This window comes from Sphingomonas cremea (assembly GCF_021502585.1).
GTDB lineage: Bacteria > Pseudomonadota > Alphaproteobacteria > Sphingomonadales > Sphingomonadaceae > Sphingomicrobium > Sphingomicrobium cremea.
In genome coordinates this window covers 131703-156287 of record NZ_JAKFGM010000002.1, presented here as the reverse complement: position 1 = coordinate 156287, position 24585 = coordinate 131703, and the positions used below count along the sequence as shown (strand labels likewise).

Below are 24585 nucleotides of genomic sequence, written 5' to 3'. Positions count from 1 at the left end.
CCTGAGAAGCGGCCGCCATCCGTGGCGCTATGTCCGCTTTCGACCCATTCCGGTCATTAGGAAATGCCCGCCCGCTGCGGTAAGGCTCAGCCGGGAGGGCAAGCAATGATCTTCAAGCGCGCCGTAGCGAAGCTGCGGGCCCAGGACTGGGTCGCGATCGCCATTGAATTGGTCATCGTCACGGCAGGCGTGCTTCTCGCACTTGCCGCGCAGCAATGGGCCGAAGATCGCAGTTGGGACCGCAATGTCGAGGCGACTAGGTCCGCGCTCCGTGCCGAGCTCGCCGAACACTATGACTATGCGGTCGAATATCGCGTTATTTACCCATGTCTACAGGCACAGATTAGCCGCTTGCGGGACCGCGTTTTGGCAAGTGGTTCAACATTGGACCCGGCGCCTGTCTTTTCGGAAGACTATGATTTGCATTACGTCCTGCGATTGCCGGGAAAGATTTATCCAGCCGACGCATGGGAGGCGGCCGTGAGCGACGGCACGATCCGGAGCTTCGATCCGACGTTAAGGCGTCAACTGGCGGGCCATTACGCGCTACTCCCGGAAATGGCGGAAATGAACGCTGAAAATAACGCGGTTGAGCCGGCATTTGTCGCTCTGGCCCACCGCTTACCGCTGGATCCGGGAGTTCGATACGCGATCATTAAGGATATCGAGCGAATACGAGGCCGCCTCGAATATCTGGATATGATTCAGGGCAATGTGATCGATAATATCAAAAAGGCCGGAATGCTTCCGGCGCCAGAAAATGCCGAAAGGCTTACCAAGCGCTACGGGAGCTACAAATTCTGCAAGGCGCACGGCCTGCCGATGCGGTCGTTTAAAGACGCAATGCAGGCAGTGCCGAATTAACGTGTTCTAATGACCGCTTGCCACCCATTGCGGTCATTAGCCAACCGTGAGAGCCACGGTCGAGGAGTTGATATGCGTCGGCCTCAGTTAGCCGGTCTTAGGCCGCCAACGCCACCTTGGGACTTCCTGGACGCGCGCCGGTGACCCAGCCGTGCCAGGCGATGCCAACGCTGGCGATGCCGGTCAGGAGGAGCAGGAATGGCAGATTAATATAGGAGACGCTGGCGAACATCGGCGCCCAAGCCGGTAGGCGCCCCAGCGTCTCGAAGGTGATTTCCTGCGCCGCGATGAAACCGGCGGCGATCAGGAACGGCCGGCCATGCTTGGGCGCCTGACGGTATAGGTAAAGCGCTATGGCAAAAGCGATGAGGTTTCCGCCAGCCATGGCGTAGGAAAAATTCTCATCGGATCTCAGGAACGGGATCCCGATAGCGAGCAACCGGAAGCCGATCGGAGAGATCACGAACAGCAATGTCGCCAGCATATAGCGGGCATGGAGCTGGACCTTGTGGCGATATTTAAGCCCCGCCCAGAACAATAGGGCAAAGCCGATATTGGCCAGCGGATCGAACCAGCCGAACTGCGCAATCTGCCTGCCTTCAAGACTATTGAAATCTCCGGCCAGGGTCGTCGCCTCGACATGGATGACCCACATTCCCGCGACCAGGAAGAATGGGAAGAGAATGAAGGTTGCGAGGCCAACTTTGCGGTGCAAGGCGAATTGATCGTGGTGGATCGTCCAGCTCTGCAAGATGGCGAGGATCATCCATAGGACGGCGCTTGCCGCATGGGCGTGATGGGCCATTAATTTGGCCGGTAGCTTCGCGAAATATCCGGGCCAGAAGGCAACGAAGGTCAGCGCGAGCAGCGCCAGCACGTAAAGCCAAGCTTTGCGGTAAGGCATTGGCCCCCTTTTCACCGGACATTTCGCACCATGAGACAGGAACCACAAGAGGACCCCGGAGCGTCGGCTGGCCTATGTCTGCTTTCTACCCAAAGCGGACATTCGGCAAAGCCTTTCGGGGATGACGCTTGCTAAACTGTGGGTTTTGCGGTCATTCGATAAGACATGGTGCCGCTAAAGCCCGACTATCTGATGGCGATTGCGACGCAACTTGGGTCGGTGAGCGCCTTCTTCGGAGGATTTGCGGCAACGATGCTGGCACTGTTTCTTACCGTCGGACGAAAGTCGCGAGGCTCGCTCGTCGCCGCTCATGCGTCGGCGGTCGCCGCTGTGTCGTTCGTCATCGCAGTCATGGCCTCGAGCGCGTTGATCGCAATTGCGCACCCCGATGCGCCGCCTGTTACGGCCGCGCGTTCGACGGCGGCAATTCGGCCGCTACTGGCCATCAGCTTTTCGATCGGCATGGTTGCGCTGCTGGCCGCTATTGCGGCGTCTGGATGGAGCCACTCAAGAGCGATGGGATGGACAACGTCGATTATCTCAAGCGTTGCCATCATTGCGTTCTTTCTGTTGGTGAAGTGACCGAATGGCCGTCCGCTTTCCACTCATTCCTGCCGTTAGCGGCGTTATGGCAGCTTTCGACCCAAAACGGACATTACGGCAGGTGTCATTACGCGACCGGCTCGTCAAAGATGGTTTCGATTGAAAGGCCGAATAACCGTGCGATTTTGAATGCAAGCGGCAGGGACGGATCGTGCTTGCCAGTTTCAATGGCGTTCACCGCTTGCCTCGATACCCCTAGTTGCGCACCCAGATCAGCTTGGCTCCACGCCCGCTCTGCTCTCAATACCCGCAAACGATTGTTCATTGCGTGGCTCCTGCTCGCCCGATCATCGCTCGGTCTCGAAAGACTCATCGACCATCCAGCTGAGCACTGCGACGGGGATCACAACCGCGTACAAGAAAACGCCCCAGAAAAGGCCGTTGAATTGGTCATAGTTGACGGGAACCCAGCCCCCATGGTCGCTTGCAATGGCGGCGTAGATCACGGCCACGAGAGCGAGCGCTGTGAAGCCGCCATAGGCCAGGTTCATCGCTCGGCTACGAAGCTGAAGCTCATACTCGTCCAGTTTGCTCGGCTGCTCGGCGACAATTCGTTGCAAGGAAGATTTCACGAGAGCCGCCGCACAAATCAGCGCGGCCAATATGAGCGCGTAGCCGCCTAAGCTTGCCGGGAGCGACTTCTTCGACAGGTCGAGCATCAGCGCGCCTGCTGGGTATGCCGCTAGGGCAAACAGCGAAAGCGCGCGAGCAGCGCCAACAGGCAAATTCGAAGCACCGGCCTTAGACCGATAGAACAGCATGATGTTCTCCTGTCAAATATGACTGACACATTGTCAGCATTACCTTACATACAAAACGCGAGAACCGATGTCAACACTACCTGACATCCATGCTTTTTAAGATGGCCATTCTCGTCATTTCAGGACTCGACTCCCCCGCAGGTCAAAGCCAATTACGCCGTGAGAATTGACTGCCGGGGGCAGGGATGAGTTACAGCTTCAAACGACAGTGGCCGAGCTTAGCTATGCGAACCGGTGTTCTCCCGTTTCGAGCGGCTATGGGCAGTGAAGCTGAAATTCTCCTGATACGTCGTCACGGACATATCCATTGGTCCATCCCAAAGGGCAAACCGATTGCTGGTCGAGAACTCCACGAGGCCGCCGCGATTGAAGCTTATGAAGAGGCGGGCGTCACCGGCAGGGTCTGGTCAAATGCGTTGGGTAGCTATCTTCATGACAAGACCCCAAAACTCTTTGGCGAAAGGCCCAAGATCGTTGAGGTCATCACGTTCGCTCTCGAGGTAGTATCGGTTGAGCTGCAGTGGCCCGAAATGGATATGCGTGAGCGGCAGTGGGTAAGCATCAAGCATGCGGCGGATCTGGTGAGGCCAGGGCAGTTGCGCGATATGATTAAGGCTTTTGTGCCCGAACGGGTTCTTGAAGCGCAATCGGACTAAGACACGCGGCCCAATGCTAACGTGTGCATTCCAGCTTTACCGATCAGTGCGAGCCTAATCCCGCCGATCTCCCTGACGCCTATCTCCCTTCCGGCGGTCGCCCTCTGGCGGCATCTGACTTGCATCGCCGTGCTTGCGCCTGTCATCACTCCTGCGGCCCTCGCCAGTGCGACGGTCGTGCGATTCCTTGCCAACTTCAGCCATGGGTCTCCCCTCCCTTTTGACCGAGCGTTAGGAGGAAATGCCCGAACGCCTTGGGTGTCAAGCTAATGTCCGCTTTCCACCCATTCCGGTCATTAGCGGTTATGACCGCTTTCGACCCATTCCGGTCATTAAGCTAATGGTCGCTCTCGATCTATTGCACACATTTAGACCCGCAATAGGCCGTCAATTCGGAGGGAAACGGCGGGCCGATGGCTCTCTTATGGCGATTTGTGCTCGACTTTGCCTTTGCGGCTGGTCGACGCCATCTTCTTAAGCTCCTTCTCACTCATCGATGAGGCCATCGACTTCGATGCGCCCTTGAGCTTGCTCTTCGGCGTCTCGCCGCGTTTGGCCGAGAGGGCCGCACCGGCGGCTTTCTGCTGTGCTGCGGATTTCGCTGGCATAAAGACTCTCCTTGGATTGGCGGGGGTGAAACGCTCGATCCGGAGGATGGCTTCGATTATAATGCGAGTTGCCGCGTGCGACCACTTGGTGGGAGCCGCGTCAGGGTATCTGATATGGCAGCTTCCCACCCAAAGCGGTCGCTAGCGCACCGCCTGGGTCTGGAGGAATAAGCCTCCTGGAGCGGCCAGAAGGGCAACAGCCGACCAGTGCTTCCAACTCGGAGTTTGAACGCGCCTAAATCCAATAGCCGTCGCAACGGCTGCGCCGGCGAATAGCAGTAGCAGGCCATCTATCACGTTGGCGTCGTCGCCACCGAAAAATGTCCGCACAATGAAGGCAGCAAATCCAGATAGGACAGCGCTTAACGCAAGCGCGGTAGCGAGAAGGCTTCGCCCAGCCTTGGTCCAAGCCTCTGCAACGGCGTAGTCATTCGCTTTCATGGCGACTTTCTCGCCCATTTAATGTCCGCTTTCCACCCATTCCGGTCATGACCGGAGTCGACCCATTGCGGTCATTGATTTAGAATGAGATGGTTCCGTGCGGGGGGCGAACCGTATGGGCAATTTTGAATTTGTCTTTTCGCTGTTCGGGCTGCTGCTCGGGCTGGCGCTGGCCGAGGTGCTGGCCGGGTTTGGGCGCGCAGTGGAGACGCGAGGCAGCGTTCAGGTCGGGTGGCTGACGCCATTGCTGGGATTGTTCGTCGCGCTCGACTTAATCTCATTTTGGGGCGTTGCGTGGACGGTCCGCGGCACCATCCCAGCAAGTTACCTTAGCCTGTTTTGGGGGTTCGTGTTGACCGCCATCTATTATCTGGTAGCGCGCCTCGTTTTTCCACGCGATCCTGGAAAATGGCCAGATTTCGACCGCTATTATTTCGCGCACAAACGCCTGATCCTTAGCGGCGTACTGCTGTGCAACCTGCTTGCCATCGCAGGCCAGTGGGCGCTCGGCCTCCCCCCATTCGCAAGCCCGGGCGACTGGTTCTCGGTAGGCCTGTTCTTTCCTCCGCTCGCATTGGCAATCTGGGTGACTAAAAAGCGCTCGAACCTGGCGCTTCTTGTCATCCTCTTGATCTACTATTTGCTCCTGGCCCTGCTTCCTCACCTGATTTCCCAATGACCGCTTTCCACCCAAAGCGGACATTGAATTCGACGGGGAATTCATTCGGTCCCTCCACCTAGGTCGCTTTGTCGATGTCGCTTTGAAGATCCCGAGTCAGTTGGTCGACTGTACTATAATCCCTCATGAACGCAGCAACGGCGGCGCGATGCCATCGCAGCTTGCCGATCAGCTCAGGGTGGCTACGCAGCATAGCAGCGGCCTCTGCGAATTTCGCGTCAGCTAGTGGTAGGTCACAAGTTCGGGGCAGGCGAACCGTAAGCGGTCGCTCCGGGACAACCTGGTCGTCGCAATTTGCGCGGATGGCATCCTGGATGTCCTCCGGGATCACCTGCCGAACATCTTCACGATATGCCGTATTAGTGACGACTGAGTCGATTTGGTCGTAGCTGATCGTCATAAGTGTCGTGAGGCCCAGGCGTACATCCGCATCGTTGATGTCACGCAGTTGGTCGCTTCCGAATATCGAGGCCCAATTTTCCCCATTAAGCCCCCAGGTATAAATCTGGCTTGCTTGATAGGCAGCGATTACGAATTGCTCGTTGCTTACGTTCGGATCGCGCCGCCAGCCTGCGAATGCACGGTCAGAATAATCGTGTGTCGTTGCGTAATAGATTTTGGCCGCGGCGAAAAAGTCGGTGAATGTGTTGAGAGCCGGCTTGAGTTCGACGAGCAGCTGCGCCGTCTCGCGCTTCTGGAGCCGCCCCTGGTTCCAATTGGACACCTGCGTACCAACGAACACACCAACAATTACGATCGCCAGATCGAGCCCGACTGCCGTCCAGTTTTGTGTCTTCAGGTGGTCGACGATGCGGTGAAGGAACATCCGATTCTCCGGTCGCTCCAGGATCGGAAATGCATCAACCTGCCCGCCTCCGATTCGGCGAACAATCTGCCCTACATTGCAAGCAATTAATAGCGAGCCCTCGAGAATGCACTATCGTGGCATCATTCCGCCTAAACCTGCCTCAGTTTTCGTGTTCGCTCCCTTCATCGCTGACAGAAGGGCGACTGGTTCCTTCGGCGCGATGCTCGAAGGCTTCTGCGCTTCGCGGAGTGAAGGCCTGCGGATCGTATCGAAGGATAAGAAGGATCGAGCCGGCCACGGTGAGAATGGCAATGGCCCAACCAAATAAATTTGGGGGCCTCGCGTTAGCCGCTCCGGGGTGGCGAGGTGCGGGCTTGTACCCGCTAATCATTGCGCGGATCAGGCTCTCCCGCTCCATCGCAGACATGATGATAACCGCAGCGACATGGATACCGACCATGGCGAGGAGCGTCCATGCGATGATTTCGTGGAACTCCTCTGCTCCTTCGCCGCCGAACGCTCCCGTCCACACGGTGGCTGCAGCAAGTGCAAGTAGGATGAGGACTGCGACGGCGCCTAGCGGGTTATGGCCGAGCGACGCCTCGCTTTTGCCGCGGAGTAGCCCAGAAATGTGATCGGCAATGCGAACAGGGCGGATGAAATCCGAAAAGCGGCTGTGTTCTCCACCAACGAAGCCCCACACGCAGCGAAAGGCGATCAACACGGCGACAACCCAGCCAGCCAGGACGTGCCATTGATTGAGAACGCTTTCCTCTTCGGAAGATAAAAACGCGATCGCAATGGCGATCACGAGGGTCCAATGGAAGAGGCGGAGCGGGAGGTCCCAAACCCTCACTTTGTCCGTGGCTTTTGCCATTCGTCGTTCCCAGTCGGTGAACTATGCGCTTTGCCTAGTCAGGGGCAGCTAGCCATACGCAATGGACCGTATGTGCAACCGTCCACCCAAAACTCAGCGACGGCCATTTGCAGCCGCCTAACGTACCCGATAGCCTTGGCCGATGAAGCCAAAACTGCTCACCACAATCACGGACTATTCCGCCAAGCTCTTTTTCGCCGACGCTCTGGCTGGAATTACCGTGGCGATGGTCGCGCTCCCGTTGAGTATCGCCATCGCCATCGCGTCGGGGGCCGAACCGGCGGCAGGACTGGTCACGGCGATTGTTGGAGGCCTGCTGATCTCAGCCCTGGGCGGAAGCCGCGTCCAGATAGGCGGTCCCACCGGCGCCTTCATCGTCGTCGTCTATGGTGTGATCGATCAATTTGGGTTTGACGGCCTGTTGCTAGCAACTTTGATGGCCGGTGTGATCCTGCTCATTGCTGCCATGGCCCGCGCCGGCAGCTTAATCGCACTGATTCCAGAAGCGGTAATTGAAGGGTTCACGATTGGAATTGCGCTGATCATTGCAATTAGCCAGCTCAAGGATCTGTTCGGACTTTCAATCGCCAGATTGCCCGCCGACTTCGTCGACACCGTCCCCGCCCTGTGGGCTGCTCGACATTCGGCAAGTCTGGTGGCTGCCGTAATCGGCATTGCCTCGATCGTCGCGATCGCGCTTTTGCGAAGGCGGGCGGGCTCAATAATTGTTATCGCCCTGGCATCCGCCGCAGTCGCCCTGTTCACGCTCCCGGTGGAAACGATCCACTCTCGCTTCGGCGACCTTCCCAATGGACTGCCGTTTCCGTCGCTTCCTGCAATCACCCTCGCGCGGATGAGCGAGCTACTTCCATCGGCCCTGGTGATCGCGTTCCTGGCAGGGGTCGAATCCTTGCTGTCAGCGATTGTTGCCGACCGAATGATAGGCGGTGCCCACCGCTCCAATGCCGAGTTGCTGGCGCAAGGTGCAGCCAACATCGCTTCGCCCTTGTTTGGCGGCCTTCCTGCGACCGGTGCTATCGCCCGTACTACAGCCAATGTGCGGGCCGGCGGGCGCACGCCAGTCGCGGGCATAGTTCATGCGCTTGCAATTCTGGTCTTCGTCGTCGCTGCTGCTCCGCTCGCCGGGTATCTGGCGATGCCCGCTCTTGCCGCTCTGCTCATGGTAACGGCCTGGTCGATGAGTGAACCCCATCGCTGGCGAGAGCATCTTCGAGCTCGTCCCGCCGACCGATTCCTCCTGCTGCTAACCATGATCCTGACCGTGGTCAGCGACTTGACCGTGGCGATAGCTGTGGGAACGGCAATCGGCCTCGCTCAACGCCTCATCCGCAGGGACGTGGAGCCCGCTGAATGGACACCGCCCGATCGATAGTTCCTGAACCGCGCTTGGACGGGCATTTAAGGGCTATGGCTCGGTCTATTGGGAAGGGCGTTGCAGGATAGGAACACCGCCTGCGGCCTTGGGAGTAGTCACAAACCCCAATATCTTTGGGGCCGCCGGAGGTGTAGATTTGCCACATCGCTAGCAGTGTTCAGAAGCGCGCTAGCGGCTGAGAGACATTGTTAGTCGCGCTCCCGCTTGATGAGGGAGCAGATCGTGCCGATGGACAACGACCCCGCAATGGACGTTATCGTCTTCAGTTTGCTTGATGAAGCCGTGTGGGCCAGTTGGCCGCCTGCCTCCGAAGCAGTAAAACTGGGACCCAGCGATGCTGTAATATACATGATGCGAGACTTTCTCGCCCAATGTGACCTTGCAGAGGGATTTGCCCTTCGTAAGGCTAACAAAGGCTAGCGTTCGCTTCCCGTCCCTATGCCCGAATGACCTAGGCCCGCTGCTTGGGCTCTATACGACAGGCCTTCACGCAAAAATGATGGAAAGCCCCCAGCTGTGTGGGCAACCGAGGGCCCTCCGTCTTGCCGCGTAACAGAAGGTGGTTAAAAAAGCCTATGTTTGCAAAGACGGCAAAGGCCCCGCCGGCAAGAGCAATCCGACGGGGCCATCACACGCTGAATGGGGACAATCAGCAACGACAAAACGCTTACGTCGCTTGGGTCGTTCCTAGTTGTGCCTGATCATTTCCAGGATTGATTGCGCCCCCTATTTCCCATGCCCGCGCCAGCGGCGGACGGTGCGCTGGATGATGCCTTCCTCGTCGCCTGTTTCGCGCCAAGCGGCGGCGAAACTGGGGTCGGACGAAGCCGGGCGTCGTTCCGGTTCGAGGTCGTCGAACCGCACCCGGATCGGGATGGCAACGCCTTCGCCGCATACGATGCATTCGCGGTTGCGGAGCGCCGGGATGGCATCGAGGAAGCCGCGCGCGCCTTCCGGCATCGCGGCACGGACGCAGGCCTGGTCGCGGTCGTTGTTCAAGCGCATCGAGATGATCGTGCCGCACTGCGACAGCACGCCTTCGGCCAGATCGGACGGACGCTGCGTAATGAGGCCCAGCGAAACGCCGTACTTGCGGCCTTCCTTGGCGATACGCTCGAGGATCTTGCGAACCGCCTGGCCGCCCGCATGCTCGTCTTTGGGGACGTAACGGTGGGCCTCTTCGCAAACCAGCAGCAGCGGCCGCTGTGCCTCGGTCCGCGACCAGATGGCATAGTCGAACACCATGCGGGCAAGCACCGAGACCACGACCGACGTGACCTCAGACGGGACGCCTGAAACGTCGACGATCGAGATCGGCCGGCCATGACTTGGGAGGCGGAACAGCTTGGCGATGAAGCTGCCCATCGTGTCCGACACCAGCATGCCCGAAAACATGAAGTTGTAGCGCGGATCGGCGCGCAGCTCGTCCAGCTTGTTCTTCAGGCGCTGGTAAGGCGTGGTGTCGCCAGCACGATCGAGCTTGCCCATCTCCGCCACCAAGATCTGGTTGAGATCGGTCAATAGATAGGGGATCGGCGAATCGACGGTGACCTTGCCAAACTGCTCCGATGACTTGGACTTTGTCCGTGCGCTGAGCAGGCACTTGGCAAGGATATCGGCATCGCGCTGCCGTTCCGCACCATCGGTCGTCAGCATCACCTCGCAATGCTCTTCAAAGTTCAGCAGCCAGTAGGGCAGTTGAAGATTGTCGACGTTGAACAGCTCGCCGCAGCTCTTGAACGCCGCGGAATATTCGCCGTGCGGGTCGATCATCACGATATGACCCTCGGGGCTGAGCTCCGAGATACGATGGAGGATCAGCGCGACCGAAGTCGACTTACCGGTACCGGTTGATCCCAGGATCGCGAAGTGCTTCGACAGCATCGGGTCGACATAGAGAGTGCCGCGGATGTCATCGGTCGGATAGACGGTGCCGATCTCCACGTGAGGGCTGTCGTCGGCGGCAAAAATGGCGCGCATGTCTTCGGTGGTGACGGGCAGGATTGCCTGGCCCGGAATCGGGTAGCGGGTCACACCGCGACGAAAGCCACTAAGACCGCCCCCGGAACGCTGCGTGCCTTCGCCAAGGAAGTCGACATTGGCAACTACCGTGCCGGGCTCGTCGCCGGCGCGAAGGGTGCGGACGTTGGCGACAAGCCAGCTGTTGGCGACCTTCATCTTCACCTGGCTACCAACCTGGCCCGACATGGCGATCGAAGGGTCGCCATGGGCCTGCAATTCCAGCAGCCGCGCGGCGTCCATCACGACGCGCGAACCGGACCCGGCGATCTCAAGCACCTGGCCGATCGGCGGGCAGGCATCCCGCGAGGCGGAGCTGGCGCCAGCGCCGCCCTCGCTCTCGGTATAGTTGCTCATCTCGTCGAGAAAATGCCTCAGGCTCGGTTGATCGTTCATACGCGCAGACGCCCTCGCTCAATCGTTACGGTTGCGGCTGGATTAGCCTAACCGGGTTAAGATTGGATTTAGGGCTAGAATCTGCGTCGGAAGGCGAGAGCTGCGGCCCAGCCGAGGCCAAGCGACAACATCACCGCGGCAAGCCCGTACAAAAAGCCGTGTCGCCGCGCCGCCAGCGCGACGTAGCGTTCGAAACCCGATTTTCCGATCTCGATCTCCTTGGTGGCGGCGGCGATCACCTTGCCCTTGTCCACCAGGAATGTTTCGGCGGTATAGGTGCCGACCGGGACCTGGCTGGGGATGGAAATGCGGGCTCGGTAAAGCACCCCCTCGCTGATCTCCACGCCATGCGGATTTTCCGCGTACAGTCCGTTGCGCTTTCGGACATCGAGCAAGCCAGCCTCGAATCTCCGCTCCTTGTCGGGTAGTGCGCCCCCGCCGGGCGAAAGCTGCAAGTCCTGCAAGCCCAGTTCGTAGATTGCGGCGGTCCTTTCATCGACCAGCTTGCGCACCGGTGCCGACGACGCGACCGCATAAAAGCTCGGCGCCGAACGGAAGCGGTTGGAATCGGCGTTCATCCAAATACCTGCAATTTTCGCCTTTTCGCGCATCAGGATCGGCTCGACTGGACCCTTCAGCACGACGATAACGTCGGCAGGGTGCCTCGGCACGCGTCCGCCGGGATAAAGAATTGCGCCGAACAGCAGCAACTGCGCGCCGGTGAAGCTGTAGCGGATTTGAATCGACCGGGCGCTGATATCTGGCACCAGCTTGGGCTCGGCCTGGGCCATCAGGATCGGCGCCAGGCCGAGCAGGATAAACGCCCGCCTCACAGATATTCGATCGTGAAGATCTCGTCGGGCCGCCAGGTTAGCCCAAGCAGCATCCGCAGCGCGACCATCAGGATAATCGCAGCCAGCGCCAGGCGAAGCAGGTCTGGCTTGAGCCGGGTGGCGAGCGCAGCGCCATATTGGGCGCCGATCACGCCGCCGATCAGCAAAAGCCCAGCCAGGACGATGTCGACGGCCTGGGTCGTAGTTGCGTGGACCATCGTGGTTACGGCGCTCACGGCCAGGATCATCACCAGGCTGGTCCCGACGACGACGCGTGCGGCCATTCCAAAAAGATAGATCATCGCTGGGACGAGAATGAATCCTCCGCCGATCCCCAACAGCACGGTCATCACACCGGCTAAGAATCCAAGAGCGAGCGGCGCGAGCGGCGAAATGTAGAGGCCCGAAGCATAAAAGCGCCAGCGGAGCGGCAGGCTAGCTACCCACCGGTTATGGCGTGGGCGCTCCGTTCGCTCCTCTAGCTTGACCCAGCCCAATGCGACCAGCGCATCTTTCAGCATCAAGCCACCGATTCCCCCGAGCAGGAGGACATAAAGGAAGCCGATGACCAGGTCGATTTGGCCGGATGACTGGAGCAGCCGAAACAGGCCGGCACCGACCAGGCTGCCGACCGCGCCCCCGGCAATCAGCACGGCACTCATTTTGAAATCGACCCCTCCGCGCTGCCAATGGGCATGCGCCCCGGACACGCTGGCGCCGGTGATCTGGGTCGTCGCGGACGCAACTGCGACGGTTGGCGGAATGCCGTAGAAGATCAGCAACGGAGTGGTGAGAAAGCCGCCACCAACCCCGAACATGCCGGACAAGAGACCGACCAGACCACCCAGCGCGACCATCAGCAGCGCATTGACCGACATGCCGGCTATAGGGAGGTAAATGTCCATGGTGCGTCGTGCTGGCAACGCTAGCCGCAAATGAGCGGCAAAACCAAGGCAACAAGAATTCTCGAGGACTATGGCGCCAATATTCGCCTCGACCGCCAAGTCTGGCGTGCGGCCGCACCGTCCGCTTTATCGATCCCTTAACCACGTTGCCATTAGGCCATTCCGATGTTGGAGGAAGTCGGCGGCCAATGAAGCACGCGCGCGAATTGGTGCTGCCTTGCGCGCTATGCGCCATGACCTTCGCGGTGGCCCTGGCCATGGCGATTGCCGGGCGGGTCACGGGGACACAGATCCTGATCGATTATGTGACGATCAGCTTGGTGACCAGCGGCCTGGCGTTCCTCATCTGGATGCTGATTCCGTGGCTCCGCGGCGCCGACCTTCGCCAGGCCGGCCCGTTCAAAGCCGCGTCCATGATGCTTCGCGAACGCTGGCTGCTGCTGATCCTGCCGCTGGCGATCTTTCCCATCTTCATGACCGGCTTCACGGTGTCAAAGATCAGTTTCCCGCTGTTCACCGGCTTTCATTGGGACGGCTTCTGGACCGCGGCCGACGCGTTTCTGTTCAATGGCGATCCATGGCTGGTGACCCACCGGCTGATCGGCGTCCGGGGGACTCAGGTCATCGTCGTTTTCTACACGCTGATCTGGGCCCTGACGCTGGCCTGGGCGCTTCCTTTATACAGTTTTTCGGCCAGCCCCCGCGCGGTCATCCGGGCATATACCGCGCTGATGGCCACCTGGTTCCTGGTCGGAGTGGTCGGCGCCGCCGCTTTCTCCTCGGCCGGGCCGGTATTTGCCGACCTGGTCGATCCGGCGCTTGGCGAGCGCTTCGCACCGCTGCGCCACTCGCTGGCCGCGCTCCTGCCGCCCGACGACACCATCATTCAGTCCCAGGCCTATCTTCGCCACCACTTCTACCTCCGGGAAGCGGTTCGCGCCGGCGGCGTGTCGGCGATGCCCTCGATGCACCTTGCCGACTGTACGATTCTCACCCTCCTCGCCTGGCACAGCAGGTGGTGGCGCATACCGGCACTGATCCTGTGGTCGGTCATCTGGGTGGGATCGGTTCATCTCGGCTATCACTATGCGCTCGACGGGATCGTCGGTTCGGCAATGGCGGTGCTCGTCTGGAAGCTGACCGCTCCGATCGCTATCCCGGCGGCAGTTCAGCCTCGGCAGAAGCTTGCGGCGGCATGAAGCGGGCCACTCTTGCAGGGTAGGGATTTCCCGTCGCTCGACTACGTGGCACAATCCAAATAGGCCGATTGTTCGTGGGGGGCGGATTGGACGACATCTCGACCAAGCGCGCCTTGGCATTTCCGGCGCTTCTGGCGCTGGTCATGCTAGCCGTTGCCAGCGCAATCAGCCTGCAGACCGGGGTAAGCGGCTGGCGCGTGTTTGCTCCCTACCTCGGTGCATGGGGAGCATCGACACTTTTATCGATGTTGGTGTGGATGTTCGTGCAAGTTCTCGTCCTGCTTCCGACCCGCGCCGACCACCCTCTTCAGGCGGTCTTGCGAAGGGTCCGAGAGCCAGCGCGGGTGGCGCTGTTGCCCGCGTTTATCTTTCCACTCTTCCTGGGGGCGTACACCTGGGCCAAGTGCTCCATTCCGTTTACAGTCGGTTATGGCTGGGAAGAGGTCTGGGCAAACGCCGATCGCATGATTTTCGGCGAAGATGCGTGGCGCTGGGCGCACTCCGTTCTCCCCGAGTTTCTCGCCTCCGCTATGACCTTCTACTATGCTGTAATATGGGGCTTCGCGCTTGTATTCAGCGGGACATTGATCAGCGCATTCGCAAGCCGCAGGTTCACCGCAACCTATTTCACCGCGCTTATGCTTTGCTGGCTGATTGGCGGAACTGCTATGGCCTATTCCATTTCAGCTGCCGGGCCAGTCTTTGCTCATCTAACGGATCCAAATCTCGCGGATCGATTCCTGCCGCTTCGTGTCGAGCTTGGTCGTATATTGGCAAAAGATGACCTAGTCCTGAAGTCACAACGATACCTAGCCATTGGCATGAACATGAAGATTGCGCTGAAGGGGGGAGGAGTTTCAGCCATGCCGTCAATGCACATTGCCACTGCCACAATTTTGGCTCTCATGGCATTTAGGACGCGCTGGTTCCCGCTAGCGCTATTATTTTGGGGGCTGACTTTCTTCGGTTCAATTTACCTTGGCTATCATTATGCAGTCGACGCTCCTGTAGCAGCCATCGCCGCAGTATTTTGTTGGATAATTGCGCGCAAGATTTTTGCAGTTCCAAGTCAATCAATGACGGACGATTCGCGCGAGGCACTAGCCTCTTCCTGAGGGTCAGTTTCGATCTTTGCCGGCGCGACCTGAGCAAGTTCGAAGGCCGTTACCAACAGAGGTATGATGTTGAGACCACCAAGATAGCCAATAACCGCGACTATTTTCCCTCGTGCAACAGCCCAGGCCAAAAAGGGCACCAATGCCGCAAGGTCATAGATTACTGCGTATGGGGAGGCGAGTAAGCTCCCCGTTACGATTGCCGCGCTCCGGATCAGAGGGTCACCATCGCAGCAATAGATTGCAATCCATGCACCAAGGGTAGCACCTAAAATTAGAAACGGGACCGGCGGAAGGTGCCAAAGCACAGCAACTGAAGCAGGAGTGATTGTAACGTTTAGTACGCCGTTCCTCACGACGATTGACCGGAAATGATCGAGAGAGCCAAGCCATGCCGCCCACGTTTCGATGCCGAACATTGCCACAGTCAGAAGCACGAGGCTGATTAACACTATGCCGCCCCAGATTATCGCGGAATGATCTTTTCTAGCGGCAAGTAACAATGGGGCCATCAATACGAGTTGGGGCTTGACAGATGCGGCTATCGCCAAAGCACTACCGGCGGCGATCCGACTATTAACGGAACAGGACCATAGAATTAAGGCCCCAAGCGCGACGGAAACTTGGCCTGTAAGTAGGCAATACACAACGGGTGGGGCGATCAGTGTTAGGGTGAGCGCCGATCTGTCCAAGTGGCGGCGGCTGGCAGCCACTAGCGCAGCCACACTAGCTACAATCCATAGCGCGTAGGCTGGTCCCTTCGATAAAAGGCTTAATGGTGAAATCCACAGCAGCATCGTCGGCGGATAGGGAAAATTTAGAGACGCGCGGTGCTCATAGGCTGATGAAATGGGTCCATTTGCGACGCGCCAATAGACACCAAAGTCCATCATAAATAAATCGATATGCCAAATGCCAACAAAAACTATAAAGACGATCGCTGATAAAGAAGCGATGCAAATACTGGCCAACTTTAAGATGTAGCGAGTGTACGAATCCACTAAAGTCCGCTGTAGGGCGCAGGAGCAAAATTTATTCAACTAACGCAATCCGTTTCAAAGTCTTTCTTCCGGAAAACGATTCCAAAATGATCCAAAGATTTTCCGAGTTCATGGAAGCGGACTCACATTTTCCGAATGATTTCCCAATTTCTGCAAACGTCTAAAGTTTAATCGACTACTTCGAAGCAACAGCCTCGGCGCCAACTTCCAACACAAAACTGCTCCCCCCGCACCCACGATACCGTCGCTGAGATAATGCCAGCCTAGGGCGATAGAGCCAGCAAAAATTATGACCCAAAAGGTCCAAATCGCAACAGCTGCCTTTCTCCAGAATCGGCTGATGATCATTGAGGCCCAGGTCGTTGTCGCAACATGGATCGACGGCATCGCAGAAATGCCGTTGCCGATCGAAGTGTCACGTCCGAGGTAGGAGTGCCAAAGATATTCCGAAGCGGTGTGGGCGATAGGGGCGAGTTCCCGGGTGCGTAAGGCCAGTGCGCCAAACTCACGTGTATTAACGAGCCGATCATAGAAAATCGGGCCGCCCGAGGACAGGAGGTACTGACCTGATACGCCAATCAGGCCGACTGTAAGAAAGTAGGCCATCATTGCCTGAGCCTTAAGCCGCGACGCGGGAAGGACCAAGGCCAACATCAGCGCAAAGAATTTTACCGGCGCCCAGGTTGTGTAAAGCACGTCGAGCAGATGGATGAATCTATCGGGGATGATTCGCCACGCATCGGTTCCAAGCACTGCCCGGTCGAAGGCAGCCAAGGGCGGATCTGCCCAGTAGGGAATTGCCCAAGGCAGCATTTCCTTTAGCCAGGTGAGTGCAGCAATTTGCAGCGCGACCAGCTGAAAGCCCAAAAAATAGGTAACCACTGCTGCAGGATCGGTATCTGCACGCAAACGCTCAATTGGCCCTTCCTCCCCCTCTCGCCACATCCGCCAAAGCCGATGTAACAGGATTGCTAAGCCGCCAATCGACGACAGGACCAACGCCATAATCATGTAGCTGAACGTTTGTGGGCGCCCGGCGAAGCCGGTCAGTTGACTAATAAAAATTGCCGAGAAGTATTGCAGCAATAGCAACACAATCGCAGGCATGACCCAATCGGCATCTCTCATCGCCTTTACCTATCACCTGCTGCGTTCATGTCGCTCACCGAGCTGCACGCGTTTCCGACTGGCACACCTGATCCTGACGGTGGCATGATGGCTCATCGGACATTCCCTGCTGCCATGTAATGCCAACCTGCGGAACCCGGGAAGAGGATGGATCTTTTACTCCGGAGTAAGGTTAACACCGTACCTCTTCGTCATGACATTCTACCGAAACAACGCGCGAGCAACTTACGCGAGAGTCCATCAGCGGCTGCGGGCCAAGTCTACAGCGCTCCTGCTTTCAATCGAATCTCGCCTGCCGCGCATAATGACGATCTGGGTTGGTGTCGCGATCCTCGCTTGCGCCCTTCGCGTTGCGGTCAGCCCAATTCATTCGGTACCCGACCTTTCGACATTCCTTCCCTACATTTTGCTAGTTGGCGCGCCGCTGGCTTCGATGATGCTAGCCTTGCATTGGTTTAAAAATGGCGACGGTCTGCCTCAACCGCGTACGCGCCTTGCCCGTTACGGGCGCTGGCGCAATGTCGAACGGGTCGAGGCGCAGCAGCATCCGCTTTATGGCAGCAACGGTATTATGGTCTCGCTGCTGGTCGGGATGCTCCTCAATGTGCCCGTCCGCGCGCTGGAATATCTTGCGGCGATGCCGGCGATTGCCGGAAATGTTCCGCTCTGGCTATCTACGCTCCGTTTCGTAATGACCCTAGACGTCGTCTTGCTATCCAGCCTCTATACCATTGGCTTTGTCGCGGGGTTGCGCCGCGTACCGCTGTTCCCGCGCTTGCTGGTTGCCATTTGGTTGATCGATATCGTCATGCAGTTGGGCATTGCTACCGCCGTTGCCGGGACGCAGGGCCTTCCTGGACAGGTTGCCCGCGCGTTGCATGCGTTGCTCGACGGTAACGTCAAGAAGGTGCTGATTAGCGTCTGCCTGTGGCTACCTTACTTGTTGATGTCGAAGCGGGTGAATGTGACATTCCGCCATCGGGTTGAGGTCTAACTCACCACCCTTCATTCCGTCATTGCGTGTCGCGATAGCGGCGCACTCGCATTGACGAACAGAGAACATGCGACTCGGGGACCGGATCCCAAAATGCGGGGCAAAGGCTTGGCTCCGGCGACCCTTAACTTTCGATAATTGGCTGTTTCCCGCCCCCACCTGTCCAGATTCGAGACAAGGGCCCGATCATCGAATCTCCGCCATATCGGCCCTTCTCCATTGAAAAAATGGCAGTTTCTCGAGCCATTTACCGCAATCGCGATTAGGCCAGGGTGTTAACTTGGGTTAAATGGATATGCTTGACAAAAAGTTAAGCTAGGCAGACGTTTCAAGGGTCTAGCGGCTGGGGGGCCGCGGAAACATGATTGCGGGGGCTGTTGATTGATGACCCTCCCCGCCCGTTTGAAATCATGAGTGTCCGCCTCCCCTGGCGCTGACCATCCATTCGTCCCGGCTGGGACGGGGGGATCAACAGTAAGGGGACGGACAATGAAAACTTTCATTAACATGCTTCGCGACGACCGTGGCGCATCGGCAGCGGAATATGCGCTCATTCTCGCCATCATCGGCGCCGTTATCGCCATCGCGGCGCTGACTCTCAGCGGCGCAATCGGTAACGCTATGAACAATACGGCTGACTGCATTAATACTCCTACTTCGACAGTCTGCTAAGTTTATGGGCGGTCGCGTCTCGGCGCGGCCGTCCATTTTTCTCGCTCGGGTGGGCCGGGCCTGTGTTATGTATGAGTGCGTAGCCTTCAGCGGGGGACCGGGCTGATGAAAAGGCAGACATTAATTGCGCTAGGCGTCGCCATCATTCTCGGCGTGCTCGCCGTATTTCTTGCCAACACCTATTTGACCGGGCGCGAGAAGCAGCTCGCCGCATCGCCCGAAGGCATGGTTCGGGTCGCGGTCGCCGCGATGCCGCTGGACTATGGCGTTGACATCACACCCGACAAGGTCAAGTTCGTCAATTATCCGGCGACTAGCCTACCGCCGGGCGTTTACAAGTCTCTTCCGGAACTGCTGCCGATGGGCAAGCGCCGCGTCGCGCTTCGCCCGATCCAGGTCAACCAGCCGCTTCTGGCCGCCGATCTTTCGGGCGAAGGGCAGAACGCCTCCATCGCCGCGCTGCTTCCCGACGGAATGCGCGCAGCAACGGTCCGCATCAACGACATCTCCGGCGTCGCCGGTTTCGTCAAACCGAACGACACGGTCGACGTGCTGATCACCCGTAACGCGATCGGACCCGACGGCACTGACCGTGGCGAGCAGGTAACCGACGTGCTTCTTCAGAACATTCGCGTCATTGCCATGGGCCAGGATGCGGTCGGCGCCGATGGAAAGCCCAGCTCCACACGCAACGCGACGCTGGAACTGACTCCGCTCGACGCGCAGAAAGTCGCGCTCGGCCAGCGGCTCGGGCAGCTGAGCTTCGTCCTGCGCAAGCCGGGCGAGGAGCAGAATATCCCGCAGGTGGAGACCGTCAGCCTCGATGACCTGCGCTACAGCTATTACGGATCGCTTCCGCCCGGTTCGCGGCCCTCCGCCGCCAATCCGGTGCCGGGCAGCAGCATGCTTCCGCCGCCGCCAGAACGGCGCGCGCAGGTTGCTCGCCTGACCCGGCCGCGCTCGCCAGTCGTGCGCAGCGCCGCACCGATGGCCAAGGCAACTTCAACGATCAGCGTAACCCGGGGAACGGAAACCAAAGACTATGAGGTGGGGGGCTATGTTCGCTAGGACCATGAAAGGAGCTGCGCTTGGCGCCTCCATCGCCGTCGCTGCATCCGTCTTTGTGTACGCGGCTCCGGCCGCGGCGCAGATTACCGTCAGCGAGGCCGACGAGGTCCGCGCCGGTGAACTGGCCGTGCCGCTCAATAAGAGCCAGGTGCTGCGGTCCGATCGGCCGTTCGCCAAGGCACTGATCGGCAATCCTGATATTGCCGACATCCTGCCGCTTTCCGACCGCTCGCTCTATGTGCTTGGCAAGAAGATGGGGACAACCAGTCTCACCCTCTACGACCGCGGCAACGCGCTGATTGCGGTGGTCGACATTGCTGTCGGGCCCGACGTGATCGGCCTTAAGCGCCAATTGTCGGAATTGATGCCGAACGACCAGGTTGGGGCACGAATTTCCAATGAGTCGCTCATACTAGAAGGCGTCGTCAGTAGCGGGCCGGCAGCCGACAAGGCTGTCCAGGTCGCCGAATCCTATGCGCCGGGCAAGGTCATCAACCTTCTTTCGATCGGCTCGTCGCAGCAGGTCATGCTCGAGGTCCGCTTCTCGGAAATTAAGCGCGGCGCGCTCAAGGATCTCGGGTTCAGCAGCTTCGTGACCGGCAGCGGCAACAATGGGTTCCAGGGCGCGATCGGAGGAGGGGCCAGCCTGACTCCCTCTCTCGGTTCGACCACCGTCACCACAACCGATCCGGTGACCGGGGCTGTTACCGAAACGACCACGCCCAATCCGCCGACGCTCTCACTTGGCTCGATCGTCGACAGTTTCGGAATCCTGTCGCGGGTGTTCCATATTGGCGGATTGAATTTCGACGCGACGTTTAACGCGCTTGAGCGGAAGGGCGTTGTCACCACCCTGGCCGAGCCGACGCTGATCGCACTGTCCGGTGAGACTGCAAGCTTCCTCGCCGGCGGCGAATTCCCGATCCCGGTATCCCAAAGCGGAACCAACGGCGGAGACGCCGCGATTTCAGTGGAGTTCAAGCAGTTCGGGGTAAGCCTTGCCTTCACCCCGACCGTGCTGGCCGATGGCGTAATTAACCTGGAAGTGGCGCCGGAAGTCAGCTCGATCGACCCAAGCGCCTCGGTAGTCATCAACAATCTACGGGTTCCGGGCCTGCAAACCCGCCGCGCCCATACGACGATCGAATTGCGCGATGGGGAAAGCTTTGCGCTGGCGGGCCTGATCCGAAAAGACTTCCGGGACACGATCCGCCAATTCCCTGTCCTCGGCACCATTCCGATTATCGGCACCCTGTTCCGCTCGACTAACTTCGAGAAGGAAGAGACCGAGTTGGTGATCATTGTCACGCCGCGGCTGGTGAAGCCGGTACGGGCGGCGGCGATGAAAGTGCCGACCGACCACGCGACTCCGCCTGACGAGGCCGAACTGTTCTTGATGGGCCGGACCGACGGCGGTGTTGGGGTCAATCCGCTGGAGCCAACCGGGACATCGCCAGTCGGCCGGCCGATTGGCGAACCGTCCCAGGCGGCGCCCGTGCAACCGATGCCGCCGGCGGGCGGCGGCATGGCCGCGCTCGACCCCACCAAGCTGGAGAAAGAATATGGTCATGCGTATTGAGCGCCTCCTGATCGTCGCCGGCGTGGCGCTTGCTGGCACATCGGCCTGCACGCCGGTGGATCCCGGTTTCGGAGAAGCGCTGAAATATGACATGGCCGTACAGACGGTCGATCCCGACCCGGTTTATCCCGCTGACAGCCTGCAGCCCGGTTATCACGGCGAAAAGGGGCAGAAGGCGACCGAGCGTTACCGCAAGGGCCAAACCAAGCCGCTGAGAACGGAGAGCACCAAGTCGGGCTCGGGCAGCGGCGGCTCCGGTGGGTCTAATTAAGGATGACGTGGCATGATGCGGCGTCTCTTCGACATTTGGGGCGATAAGAGCGCAGCAGTTGCGCCTACCGTAGCCCTGTCGATGCTCGCGCTGATCGGCGCCGGTGGAATTGCCTTTGACTATGCGCGCCTCGCGACCCTTGATACCGAATTGCAGCAGGCCGCCGACCAGTCAGCGCTGGCCGCAGCGACCCAATTGGACCGGGCCGATGGGGCCCGCGAGCGAGCTCGCGACGCGATTACTTCCGATGATAAAGACCGGCTTGCCGAAAACCTGACCCGATTTGCCAATGATAGCGACGCTGACGGCACGGCGGTCGAGATAGAGACGATCACCTTCTGCAGCGAATTCGATGATTCCATCCAGGACAATGCCGCCGCTTGCGAAGAAGTCGCCGATGGCGATGCCGCGGGCGACAGCGAATCCCGCTACGTAATCGTCACCACCAAGGTCCGCGCCGCTAATTATGCGCTGACGCCGATCGTCGGCGCCTTCGCCGGTGATGTCTCGGCCACCGCGGTCGCGGGCATCGAATCGTCCATTTGCAACGTCGCGCCGCTGCTGGTCTGCGCTCCGTCCGACGATTTCCCGACCCCTGAAGATGTCGGCAAGGGAATTGTCATGAAGACCGCCGGCGGCAACGCCTGGGCTCCCGGCAATTACGGTTTCCTCGACTTCGGCAACGGCAACCCGGCGGTGCTCAACGCGCTGCTTGGGAACGGCCTGAACGGGTGCCAGAACACGGACGACAATGAGACGGAGCCCGGCAACAAGAACGCCACCGACGCGATCAATACGCGGATGGACGTCTACGCCGGCAGCAACAAGAACGATGCCAGCAATTGCGTTCCCTCAACTGGGGTCGCCTGTCCCGCGCAAGATACGCGCAAGGATATGACGCAGGACATGACGTTTGAAGTGCGACTTTCCAGTACGGCAGCACAGCCCGCCGGCCCAAATTGCGGGGCCGCAGCGGGCGGAAATGTGAACTCCGGAGGCAAGACATCATACGCAAGCGACTTTGCACAAAATGGTGCAGCCAGGCAGTTCGGACGGGACACTTGCCATTACACCGGCTCGTGCCCGACGGCGGGGGGAGCCCAGAACTTCGGTGACGGAAACTGGGATCGGGCCGGGTATATCGCCGCCAATCACCCGGGCGAAACGGCAGCGACCATCGCAGCTGCGATCGGTGGTGGGGCGTCCGCCGGGACGCTTACAAGATACCAGGTCTACCAATGGGAAATTGCCAACATGGGCAGCGGCAAGCTCGACCCGCTCCAGATTGGAACCGCGGATGTCAGCTCCAAGCTTCAAGGAGGCAATCGAACTTGGACGATCGTCAAGAAGTGCGCGTTCAACAAGCCAAGGTTTGCGACTGTCGCCGCTACTACCGTCAAAGATCGACGTGTCCTGCCGATCGTAGCGGCCAATTGCGACAATCTGAAAGGAAAAGGATCCGCGTTTGAAGATTATGTGATCCTGCGCGTTTTCGACATATTCCTCACCGAACCTTCCTTGCAGAGAACGCAGGCCCAAGTCCCTGGAGCGACGATTAGCCCGGTGACCGACGACAAGGAAATCTATGGTGAGGTTATCGGTCCCGCGCAGCCCGTCGGTGGCAGCGGAGGCTTCCAATATTACAGCCGCAGCCGGCCGTACCTGGTGCGCTGATGAAATGGCGCAACCCCTTTGCCCAGGACGGCGGCACCGCGGCGGCGGAAATGGCGATGGTATTGCCATTCCTGCTGGTGCTGATGTTCGGCAGTGCCGAGCTCGGGAATTACTTCCTCGACGAACACGGGCTGGTCAAACAAGTCCGTGATGGCGCGCGCTACGCGGCGAGGCTTCCGCTGGAAGCAAATTACACTTGCCCAGGGGCAACAGTTAGCTCGGGGGCGGAGACCTTGATCGCGAATGTCACCAAGACCGGTACCGTCACCGGTGCGGGGACGGGACGGTTCGGCGCCAGCTATTGGGCTCGAAATTGCGGGAGCGGGACGCAGACGTTGACCATCACCGTGCGCTGCGTATCCAACGACGATTATGACGGCATTTACCAGTCGCTCGCCGGCGACATTCCGGTCGTCAAAGTCAGCGCGGCAGTCGGCTACCGTTCGGTGCTGGGTTCGCTCGGACTGCCGACGGCCAACCTTTGCCTGCGCGCCGAATCCGAAGCTCCGGTGATCGGGTCATGACCTTGATGCTCCACCATCTTCTCGGCGATCGCCGTGCTGCAAGTGCCGCCGAGTTTGCGCTCGTCCTGCCGCTGCTAATCCTGTTGCTGTTCGGGATTATCGATACCGGCCGCTTCTTCTGGCAGCTCAACGAAACCGAGAAGGCGACCCAGATGGGCGCCCGGATGGCAATCGTCACGACTCCGGTCTCGCCGGACCTCGTCGAAGCAAGCTATGTGGCTGGCACGGTCAAGAGTGGCGACCTAATTCCGTCCAGTGCATTGGGAACGATCGAATGCAACAGTGGCGGCTGCCTGTGCAAGGTGGACCCTTGCCCGTTCTCTAACAGCACCGTCGACACTACCGCGTTCAACACGATCGTTACGCGAATGTCGCAGATGAACCCGCTGATCAGCCCAAGCAAGGTCGTGATCAGCTACTCAGGTTCGGGCTTTGGCTATGCCGGCGCCGCCGATGAGACGATGGATGTCCAGCCTCTTGTCACCGTCACCGTTCGGGACATGCGATTCAAGCCAATTGCCTTGCTGGGCTTTGCCGGATGGAATCTACCGGCGGCTTCCGCGACGCTGACCGCCGAGGATAGCTCGGGGACTTTTTCGAATTGAGGATG

The 24585-nt window shown here is 59.1% G+C and carries 26 protein-coding genes; 15 read left to right on the top strand and 11 right to left on the bottom strand.

Annotation, left to right across the window (positions count from 1 at the left end; genetic code table 11):
* Positions 1–105: 105 nt before the first annotated feature.
* Positions 106–864, top strand: coding sequence for a hypothetical protein (locus LVY65_RS07155; protein ID WP_235067336.1), 759 nt, complete (start codon positions 106–108; stop codon positions 862–864).
* A gap of 97 nt (positions 865–961) precedes the next feature.
* Here LVY65_RS07155 and LVY65_RS07150 read toward each other — a convergent pair whose 3' ends face one another.
* Entirely contained in the window at positions 962–1768 is an 807-nt protein-coding gene (locus LVY65_RS07150) for a hypothetical protein (protein ID WP_235067335.1), read from the bottom strand.
* Between the two features lie 165 nt (positions 1769–1933).
* On the opposite strand from LVY65_RS07150, the gene LVY65_RS07145 reads away from it, so the two are divergent.
* Complete coding sequence (locus LVY65_RS07145) at positions 1934–2350, top strand: hypothetical protein (protein WP_235067334.1); 417 nt, start codon at positions 1934–1936, stop codon at positions 2348–2350.
* Positions 2351–2438: 88 nt separating this feature from the next.
* On the opposite strand, the gene LVY65_RS07140 is transcribed toward LVY65_RS07145, so the two are convergent.
* Both LVY65_RS07140 and LVY65_RS07135 read right to left on the bottom strand, forming a co-directional pair.
* The gene (locus LVY65_RS07140; RefSeq protein ID WP_235067333.1) at positions 2439–2636 is read right to left on the bottom strand and encodes a helix-turn-helix transcriptional regulator; all 198 of its coding nucleotides are present in this window, start codon (positions 2634–2636) and stop codon (positions 2439–2441) included.
* Between the two features lie 22 nt (positions 2637–2658).
* The gene (locus tag LVY65_RS07135; RefSeq protein ID WP_235067332.1) at positions 2659–3132 is read right to left on the bottom strand and encodes a hypothetical protein; all 474 of its coding nucleotides are present in this window, start codon (positions 3130–3132) and stop codon (positions 2659–2661) included.
* A 185-nt stretch (positions 3133–3317) separates the two neighbouring features.
* On the opposite strand from LVY65_RS07135, the gene LVY65_RS07130 reads away from it, so the two are divergent.
* Positions 3318–3788, top strand: coding sequence for an NUDIX domain-containing protein (locus LVY65_RS07130; RefSeq protein WP_235067331.1), 471 nt, complete (start codon positions 3318–3320; stop codon positions 3786–3788).
* Between the two features lie 422 nt (positions 3789–4210).
* Here LVY65_RS07130 and LVY65_RS07125 read toward each other — a convergent pair whose 3' ends face one another.
* The gene (locus LVY65_RS07125; protein WP_235067330.1) at positions 4211–4396 is read right to left on the bottom strand and encodes a DUF3008 family protein; all 186 of its coding nucleotides are present in this window, start codon (positions 4394–4396) and stop codon (positions 4211–4213) included.
* A gap of 556 nt (positions 4397–4952) precedes the next feature.
* Between LVY65_RS07125 and LVY65_RS07120 the strand changes: the two genes are divergently transcribed.
* Positions 4953–5516 (top strand): hypothetical protein, encoded by a 564-nt coding sequence (locus tag LVY65_RS07120; RefSeq protein ID WP_235067329.1) that lies wholly within the window; start codon positions 4953–4955, stop codon positions 5514–5516.
* A gap of 58 nt (positions 5517–5574) precedes the next feature.
* Here LVY65_RS07120 and LVY65_RS07115 read toward each other — a convergent pair whose 3' ends face one another.
* Together LVY65_RS07115 and LVY65_RS07110 are read right to left on the bottom strand one after the other, a co-directional pair.
* Positions 5575–6342 (bottom strand): hypothetical protein, encoded by a 768-nt coding sequence (locus LVY65_RS07115; RefSeq protein WP_235067328.1) that lies wholly within the window; start codon positions 6340–6342, stop codon positions 5575–5577.
* Positions 6343–6484: 142 nt separating this feature from the next.
* On the bottom strand, positions 6485–7201 hold the full coding sequence (locus tag LVY65_RS07110) for a cytochrome b/b6 domain-containing protein (protein ID WP_235067327.1): 717 nt from the start codon (positions 7199–7201) through the stop codon (positions 6485–6487).
* Between the two features lie 142 nt (positions 7202–7343).
* Here LVY65_RS07110 and LVY65_RS07105 point away from each other — a divergent pair, with 142 nt between their 5' ends.
* Positions 7344–8594 (top strand): SulP family inorganic anion transporter, encoded by a 1251-nt coding sequence (locus tag LVY65_RS07105; RefSeq protein WP_235067326.1) that lies wholly within the window; start codon positions 7344–7346, stop codon positions 8592–8594.
* Positions 8595–9323: 729 nt separating this feature from the next.
* On the opposite strand, the gene LVY65_RS07100 is transcribed toward LVY65_RS07105, so the two are convergent.
* The 3 genes from LVY65_RS07100 to LVY65_RS07090 form a co-directional block, all read right to left on the bottom strand.
* A complete protein-coding gene (locus LVY65_RS07100; protein ID WP_235067325.1) occupies positions 9324–11012 on the bottom strand; it encodes an ATP-binding protein in 1689 nt (562 codons plus the stop codon).
* Positions 11013–11086: 74 nt separating this feature from the next.
* Entirely contained in the window at positions 11087–11803 is a 717-nt protein-coding gene (locus LVY65_RS07095; RefSeq protein WP_235067965.1) for a TIGR02186 family protein, read from the bottom strand.
* A gap of 38 nt (positions 11804–11841) precedes the next feature.
* Entirely contained in the window at positions 11842–12750 is a 909-nt protein-coding gene (locus tag LVY65_RS07090) for a sulfite exporter TauE/SafE family protein (protein ID WP_235067324.1), read from the bottom strand.
* A 188-nt stretch (positions 12751–12938) separates the two neighbouring features.
* On the opposite strand from LVY65_RS07090, the gene LVY65_RS07085 reads away from it, so the two are divergent.
* Together LVY65_RS07085 and LVY65_RS07080 are read left to right on the top strand one after the other, a co-directional pair.
* A complete protein-coding gene (locus LVY65_RS07085) occupies positions 12939–13949 on the top strand; it encodes a phosphatase PAP2 family protein (protein ID WP_235067323.1) in 1011 nt (336 codons plus the stop codon).
* An 86-nt stretch (positions 13950–14035) separates the two neighbouring features.
* Positions 14036–15064 (top strand): phosphatase PAP2 family protein, encoded by a 1029-nt coding sequence (locus LVY65_RS07080; RefSeq protein ID WP_235067322.1) that lies wholly within the window; start codon positions 14036–14038, stop codon positions 15062–15064.
* Here the strand turns inward: LVY65_RS07080 and LVY65_RS07075 are convergent.
* Both LVY65_RS07075 and LVY65_RS07070 read right to left on the bottom strand, forming a co-directional pair.
* Positions 15019–16035, bottom strand: a complete 1017-nt coding sequence (locus LVY65_RS07075) for a glycosyltransferase family 87 protein (RefSeq protein WP_235067321.1) — start codon at positions 16033–16035, stop codon at positions 15019–15021. The two genes, LVY65_RS07080 and LVY65_RS07075, sit on opposite strands and share 46 nt — an antisense overlap.
* Before the next feature lie 138 nt (positions 16036–16173).
* On the bottom strand, positions 16174–17193 hold the full coding sequence (locus tag LVY65_RS07070) for a phosphatase PAP2 family protein (protein ID WP_235067320.1): 1020 nt from the start codon (positions 17191–17193) through the stop codon (positions 16174–16176).
* Positions 17194–17497: 304 nt separating this feature from the next.
* Between LVY65_RS07070 and LVY65_RS07065 the strand changes: the two genes are divergently transcribed.
* The 8 genes from LVY65_RS07065 (at position 17498) to LVY65_RS07030 (ending at position 24580) form a co-directional block, all read left to right on the top strand.
* A complete protein-coding gene (locus tag LVY65_RS07065; protein ID WP_235067319.1) occupies positions 17498–18187 on the top strand; it encodes a DUF2569 domain-containing protein in 690 nt (229 codons plus the stop codon).
* Positions 18188–18676: 489 nt separating this feature from the next.
* Positions 18677–18859, top strand: a complete 183-nt coding sequence (locus tag LVY65_RS07060) for a Flp family type IVb pilin (RefSeq protein ID WP_235067318.1) — start codon at positions 18677–18679, stop codon at positions 18857–18859.
* 105 nt (positions 18860–18964) lie between these two features.
* The gene (cpaB, locus tag LVY65_RS07055; RefSeq protein WP_235067317.1) at positions 18965–19927 is read left to right on the top strand and encodes a Flp pilus assembly protein CpaB; all 963 of its coding nucleotides are present in this window, start codon (positions 18965–18967) and stop codon (positions 19925–19927) included.
* Positions 19917–21506 carry a type II and III secretion system protein family protein gene (locus LVY65_RS07050; protein ID WP_235067316.1) on the top strand — a complete coding sequence of 530 codons (1590 nt, stop codon included), beginning with the start codon at positions 19917–19919 and terminating at the stop codon, positions 21504–21506. Before cpaB ends, LVY65_RS07050 begins: the two co-directional genes overlap by 11 nt.
* Positions 21490–21777 (top strand): hypothetical protein, encoded by a 288-nt coding sequence (locus LVY65_RS07045; RefSeq protein WP_235067315.1) that lies wholly within the window; start codon positions 21490–21492, stop codon positions 21775–21777. The genes LVY65_RS07050 and LVY65_RS07045 overlap by 17 nt, the downstream gene beginning before the upstream one ends.
* A gap of 12 nt (positions 21778–21789) precedes the next feature.
* Positions 21790–23451: a pilus assembly protein TadG-related protein gene (locus tag LVY65_RS07040; RefSeq protein ID WP_235067314.1), complete on the top strand. Its 1662-nt coding sequence runs from the start codon at positions 21790–21792 to the stop codon at positions 23449–23451.
* Positions 23451–23975, top strand: a complete 525-nt coding sequence (locus LVY65_RS07035) for a TadE family protein (protein WP_235067313.1) — start codon at positions 23451–23453, stop codon at positions 23973–23975. The genes LVY65_RS07040 and LVY65_RS07035 overlap by 1 nt, the downstream gene beginning before the upstream one ends.
* Positions 23972–24580, top strand: a complete 609-nt coding sequence (locus LVY65_RS07030) for a TadE/TadG family type IV pilus assembly protein (protein ID WP_235067312.1) — start codon at positions 23972–23974, stop codon at positions 24578–24580. The genes LVY65_RS07035 and LVY65_RS07030 overlap by 4 nt, the downstream gene beginning before the upstream one ends.
* Positions 24581–24585 lie beyond the last annotated feature (5 nt).

Bases quoted from the DNA above. Each gene is read 5' to 3' on its own strand.
- LVY65_RS07105 (WP_235067326.1), top strand. From the start codon at position 7,344: ATGAAGCCAAAACTGCTCACCACAATCACGGACTATTCCGCCAAGCTC.
- LVY65_RS07095 (WP_235067965.1), bottom strand. From the start codon at position 11,803: ATGGCCCAGGCCGAGCCCAAGCTGGTGCCAGATATCAGCGCCCGGTCG.
- LVY65_RS07030 (WP_235067312.1), top strand. From the start codon at position 23,972: ATGACCTTGATGCTCCACCATCTTCTCGGCGATCGCCGTGCTGCAAGT.
- LVY65_RS07120 (WP_235067329.1), top strand. From the start codon at position 4,953: ATGGGCAATTTTGAATTTGTCTTTTCGCTGTTCGGGCTGCTGCTCGGG.
- LVY65_RS07100 (WP_235067325.1), bottom strand. From the start codon at position 11,012: ATGAACGATCAACCGAGCCTGAGGCATTTTCTCGACGAGATGAGCAAC.
- LVY65_RS07130 (WP_235067331.1), top strand. From the start codon at position 3,318: ATGAGTTACAGCTTCAAACGACAGTGGCCGAGCTTAGCTATGCGAACC.
- cpaB (WP_235067317.1), top strand. From the start codon at position 18,965: ATGAAAAGGCAGACATTAATTGCGCTAGGCGTCGCCATCATTCTCGGC.
- LVY65_RS07140 (WP_235067333.1), bottom strand. From the start codon at position 2,636: ATGAACAATCGTTTGCGGGTATTGAGAGCAGAGCGGGCGTGGAGCCAA.
- LVY65_RS07115 (WP_235067328.1), bottom strand. From the start codon at position 6,342: ATGTTCCTTCACCGCATCGTCGACCACCTGAAGACACAAAACTGGACG.
- LVY65_RS07065 (WP_235067319.1), top strand. From the start codon at position 17,498: ATGACGATCTGGGTTGGTGTCGCGATCCTCGCTTGCGCCCTTCGCGTT.
- LVY65_RS07035 (WP_235067313.1), top strand. From the start codon at position 23,451: ATGAAATGGCGCAACCCCTTTGCCCAGGACGGCGGCACCGCGGCGGCG.
- LVY65_RS07125 (WP_235067330.1), bottom strand. From the start codon at position 4,396: ATGCCAGCGAAATCCGCAGCACAGCAGAAAGCCGCCGGTGCGGCCCTC.
- LVY65_RS07090 (WP_235067324.1), bottom strand. From the start codon at position 12,750: ATGGACATTTACCTCCCTATAGCCGGCATGTCGGTCAATGCGCTGCTG.
- LVY65_RS07150 (WP_235067335.1), bottom strand. From the start codon at position 1,768: ATGCCTTACCGCAAAGCTTGGCTTTACGTGCTGGCGCTGCTCGCGCTG.
- LVY65_RS07145 (WP_235067334.1), top strand. From the start codon at position 1,934: ATGGTGCCGCTAAAGCCCGACTATCTGATGGCGATTGCGACGCAACTT.
- LVY65_RS07070 (WP_235067320.1), bottom strand. From the start codon at position 17,193: ATGAGAGATGCCGATTGGGTCATGCCTGCGATTGTGTTGCTATTGCTG.
- LVY65_RS07060 (WP_235067318.1), top strand. From the start codon at position 18,677: ATGAAAACTTTCATTAACATGCTTCGCGACGACCGTGGCGCATCGGCA.
- LVY65_RS07085 (WP_235067323.1), top strand. From the start codon at position 12,939: ATGAAGCACGCGCGCGAATTGGTGCTGCCTTGCGCGCTATGCGCCATG.
- LVY65_RS07050 (WP_235067316.1), top strand. From the start codon at position 19,917: ATGTTCGCTAGGACCATGAAAGGAGCTGCGCTTGGCGCCTCCATCGCC.
- LVY65_RS07040 (WP_235067314.1), top strand. From the start codon at position 21,790: ATGATGCGGCGTCTCTTCGACATTTGGGGCGATAAGAGCGCAGCAGTT.
- LVY65_RS07135 (WP_235067332.1), bottom strand. From the start codon at position 3,132: ATGCTGTTCTATCGGTCTAAGGCCGGTGCTTCGAATTTGCCTGTTGGC.
- LVY65_RS07155 (WP_235067336.1), top strand. From the start codon at position 106: ATGATCTTCAAGCGCGCCGTAGCGAAGCTGCGGGCCCAGGACTGGGTC.
- LVY65_RS07110 (WP_235067327.1), bottom strand. From the start codon at position 7,201: ATGGCAAAAGCCACGGACAAAGTGAGGGTTTGGGACCTCCCGCTCCGC.
- LVY65_RS07045 (WP_235067315.1), top strand. From the start codon at position 21,490: ATGGTCATGCGTATTGAGCGCCTCCTGATCGTCGCCGGCGTGGCGCTT.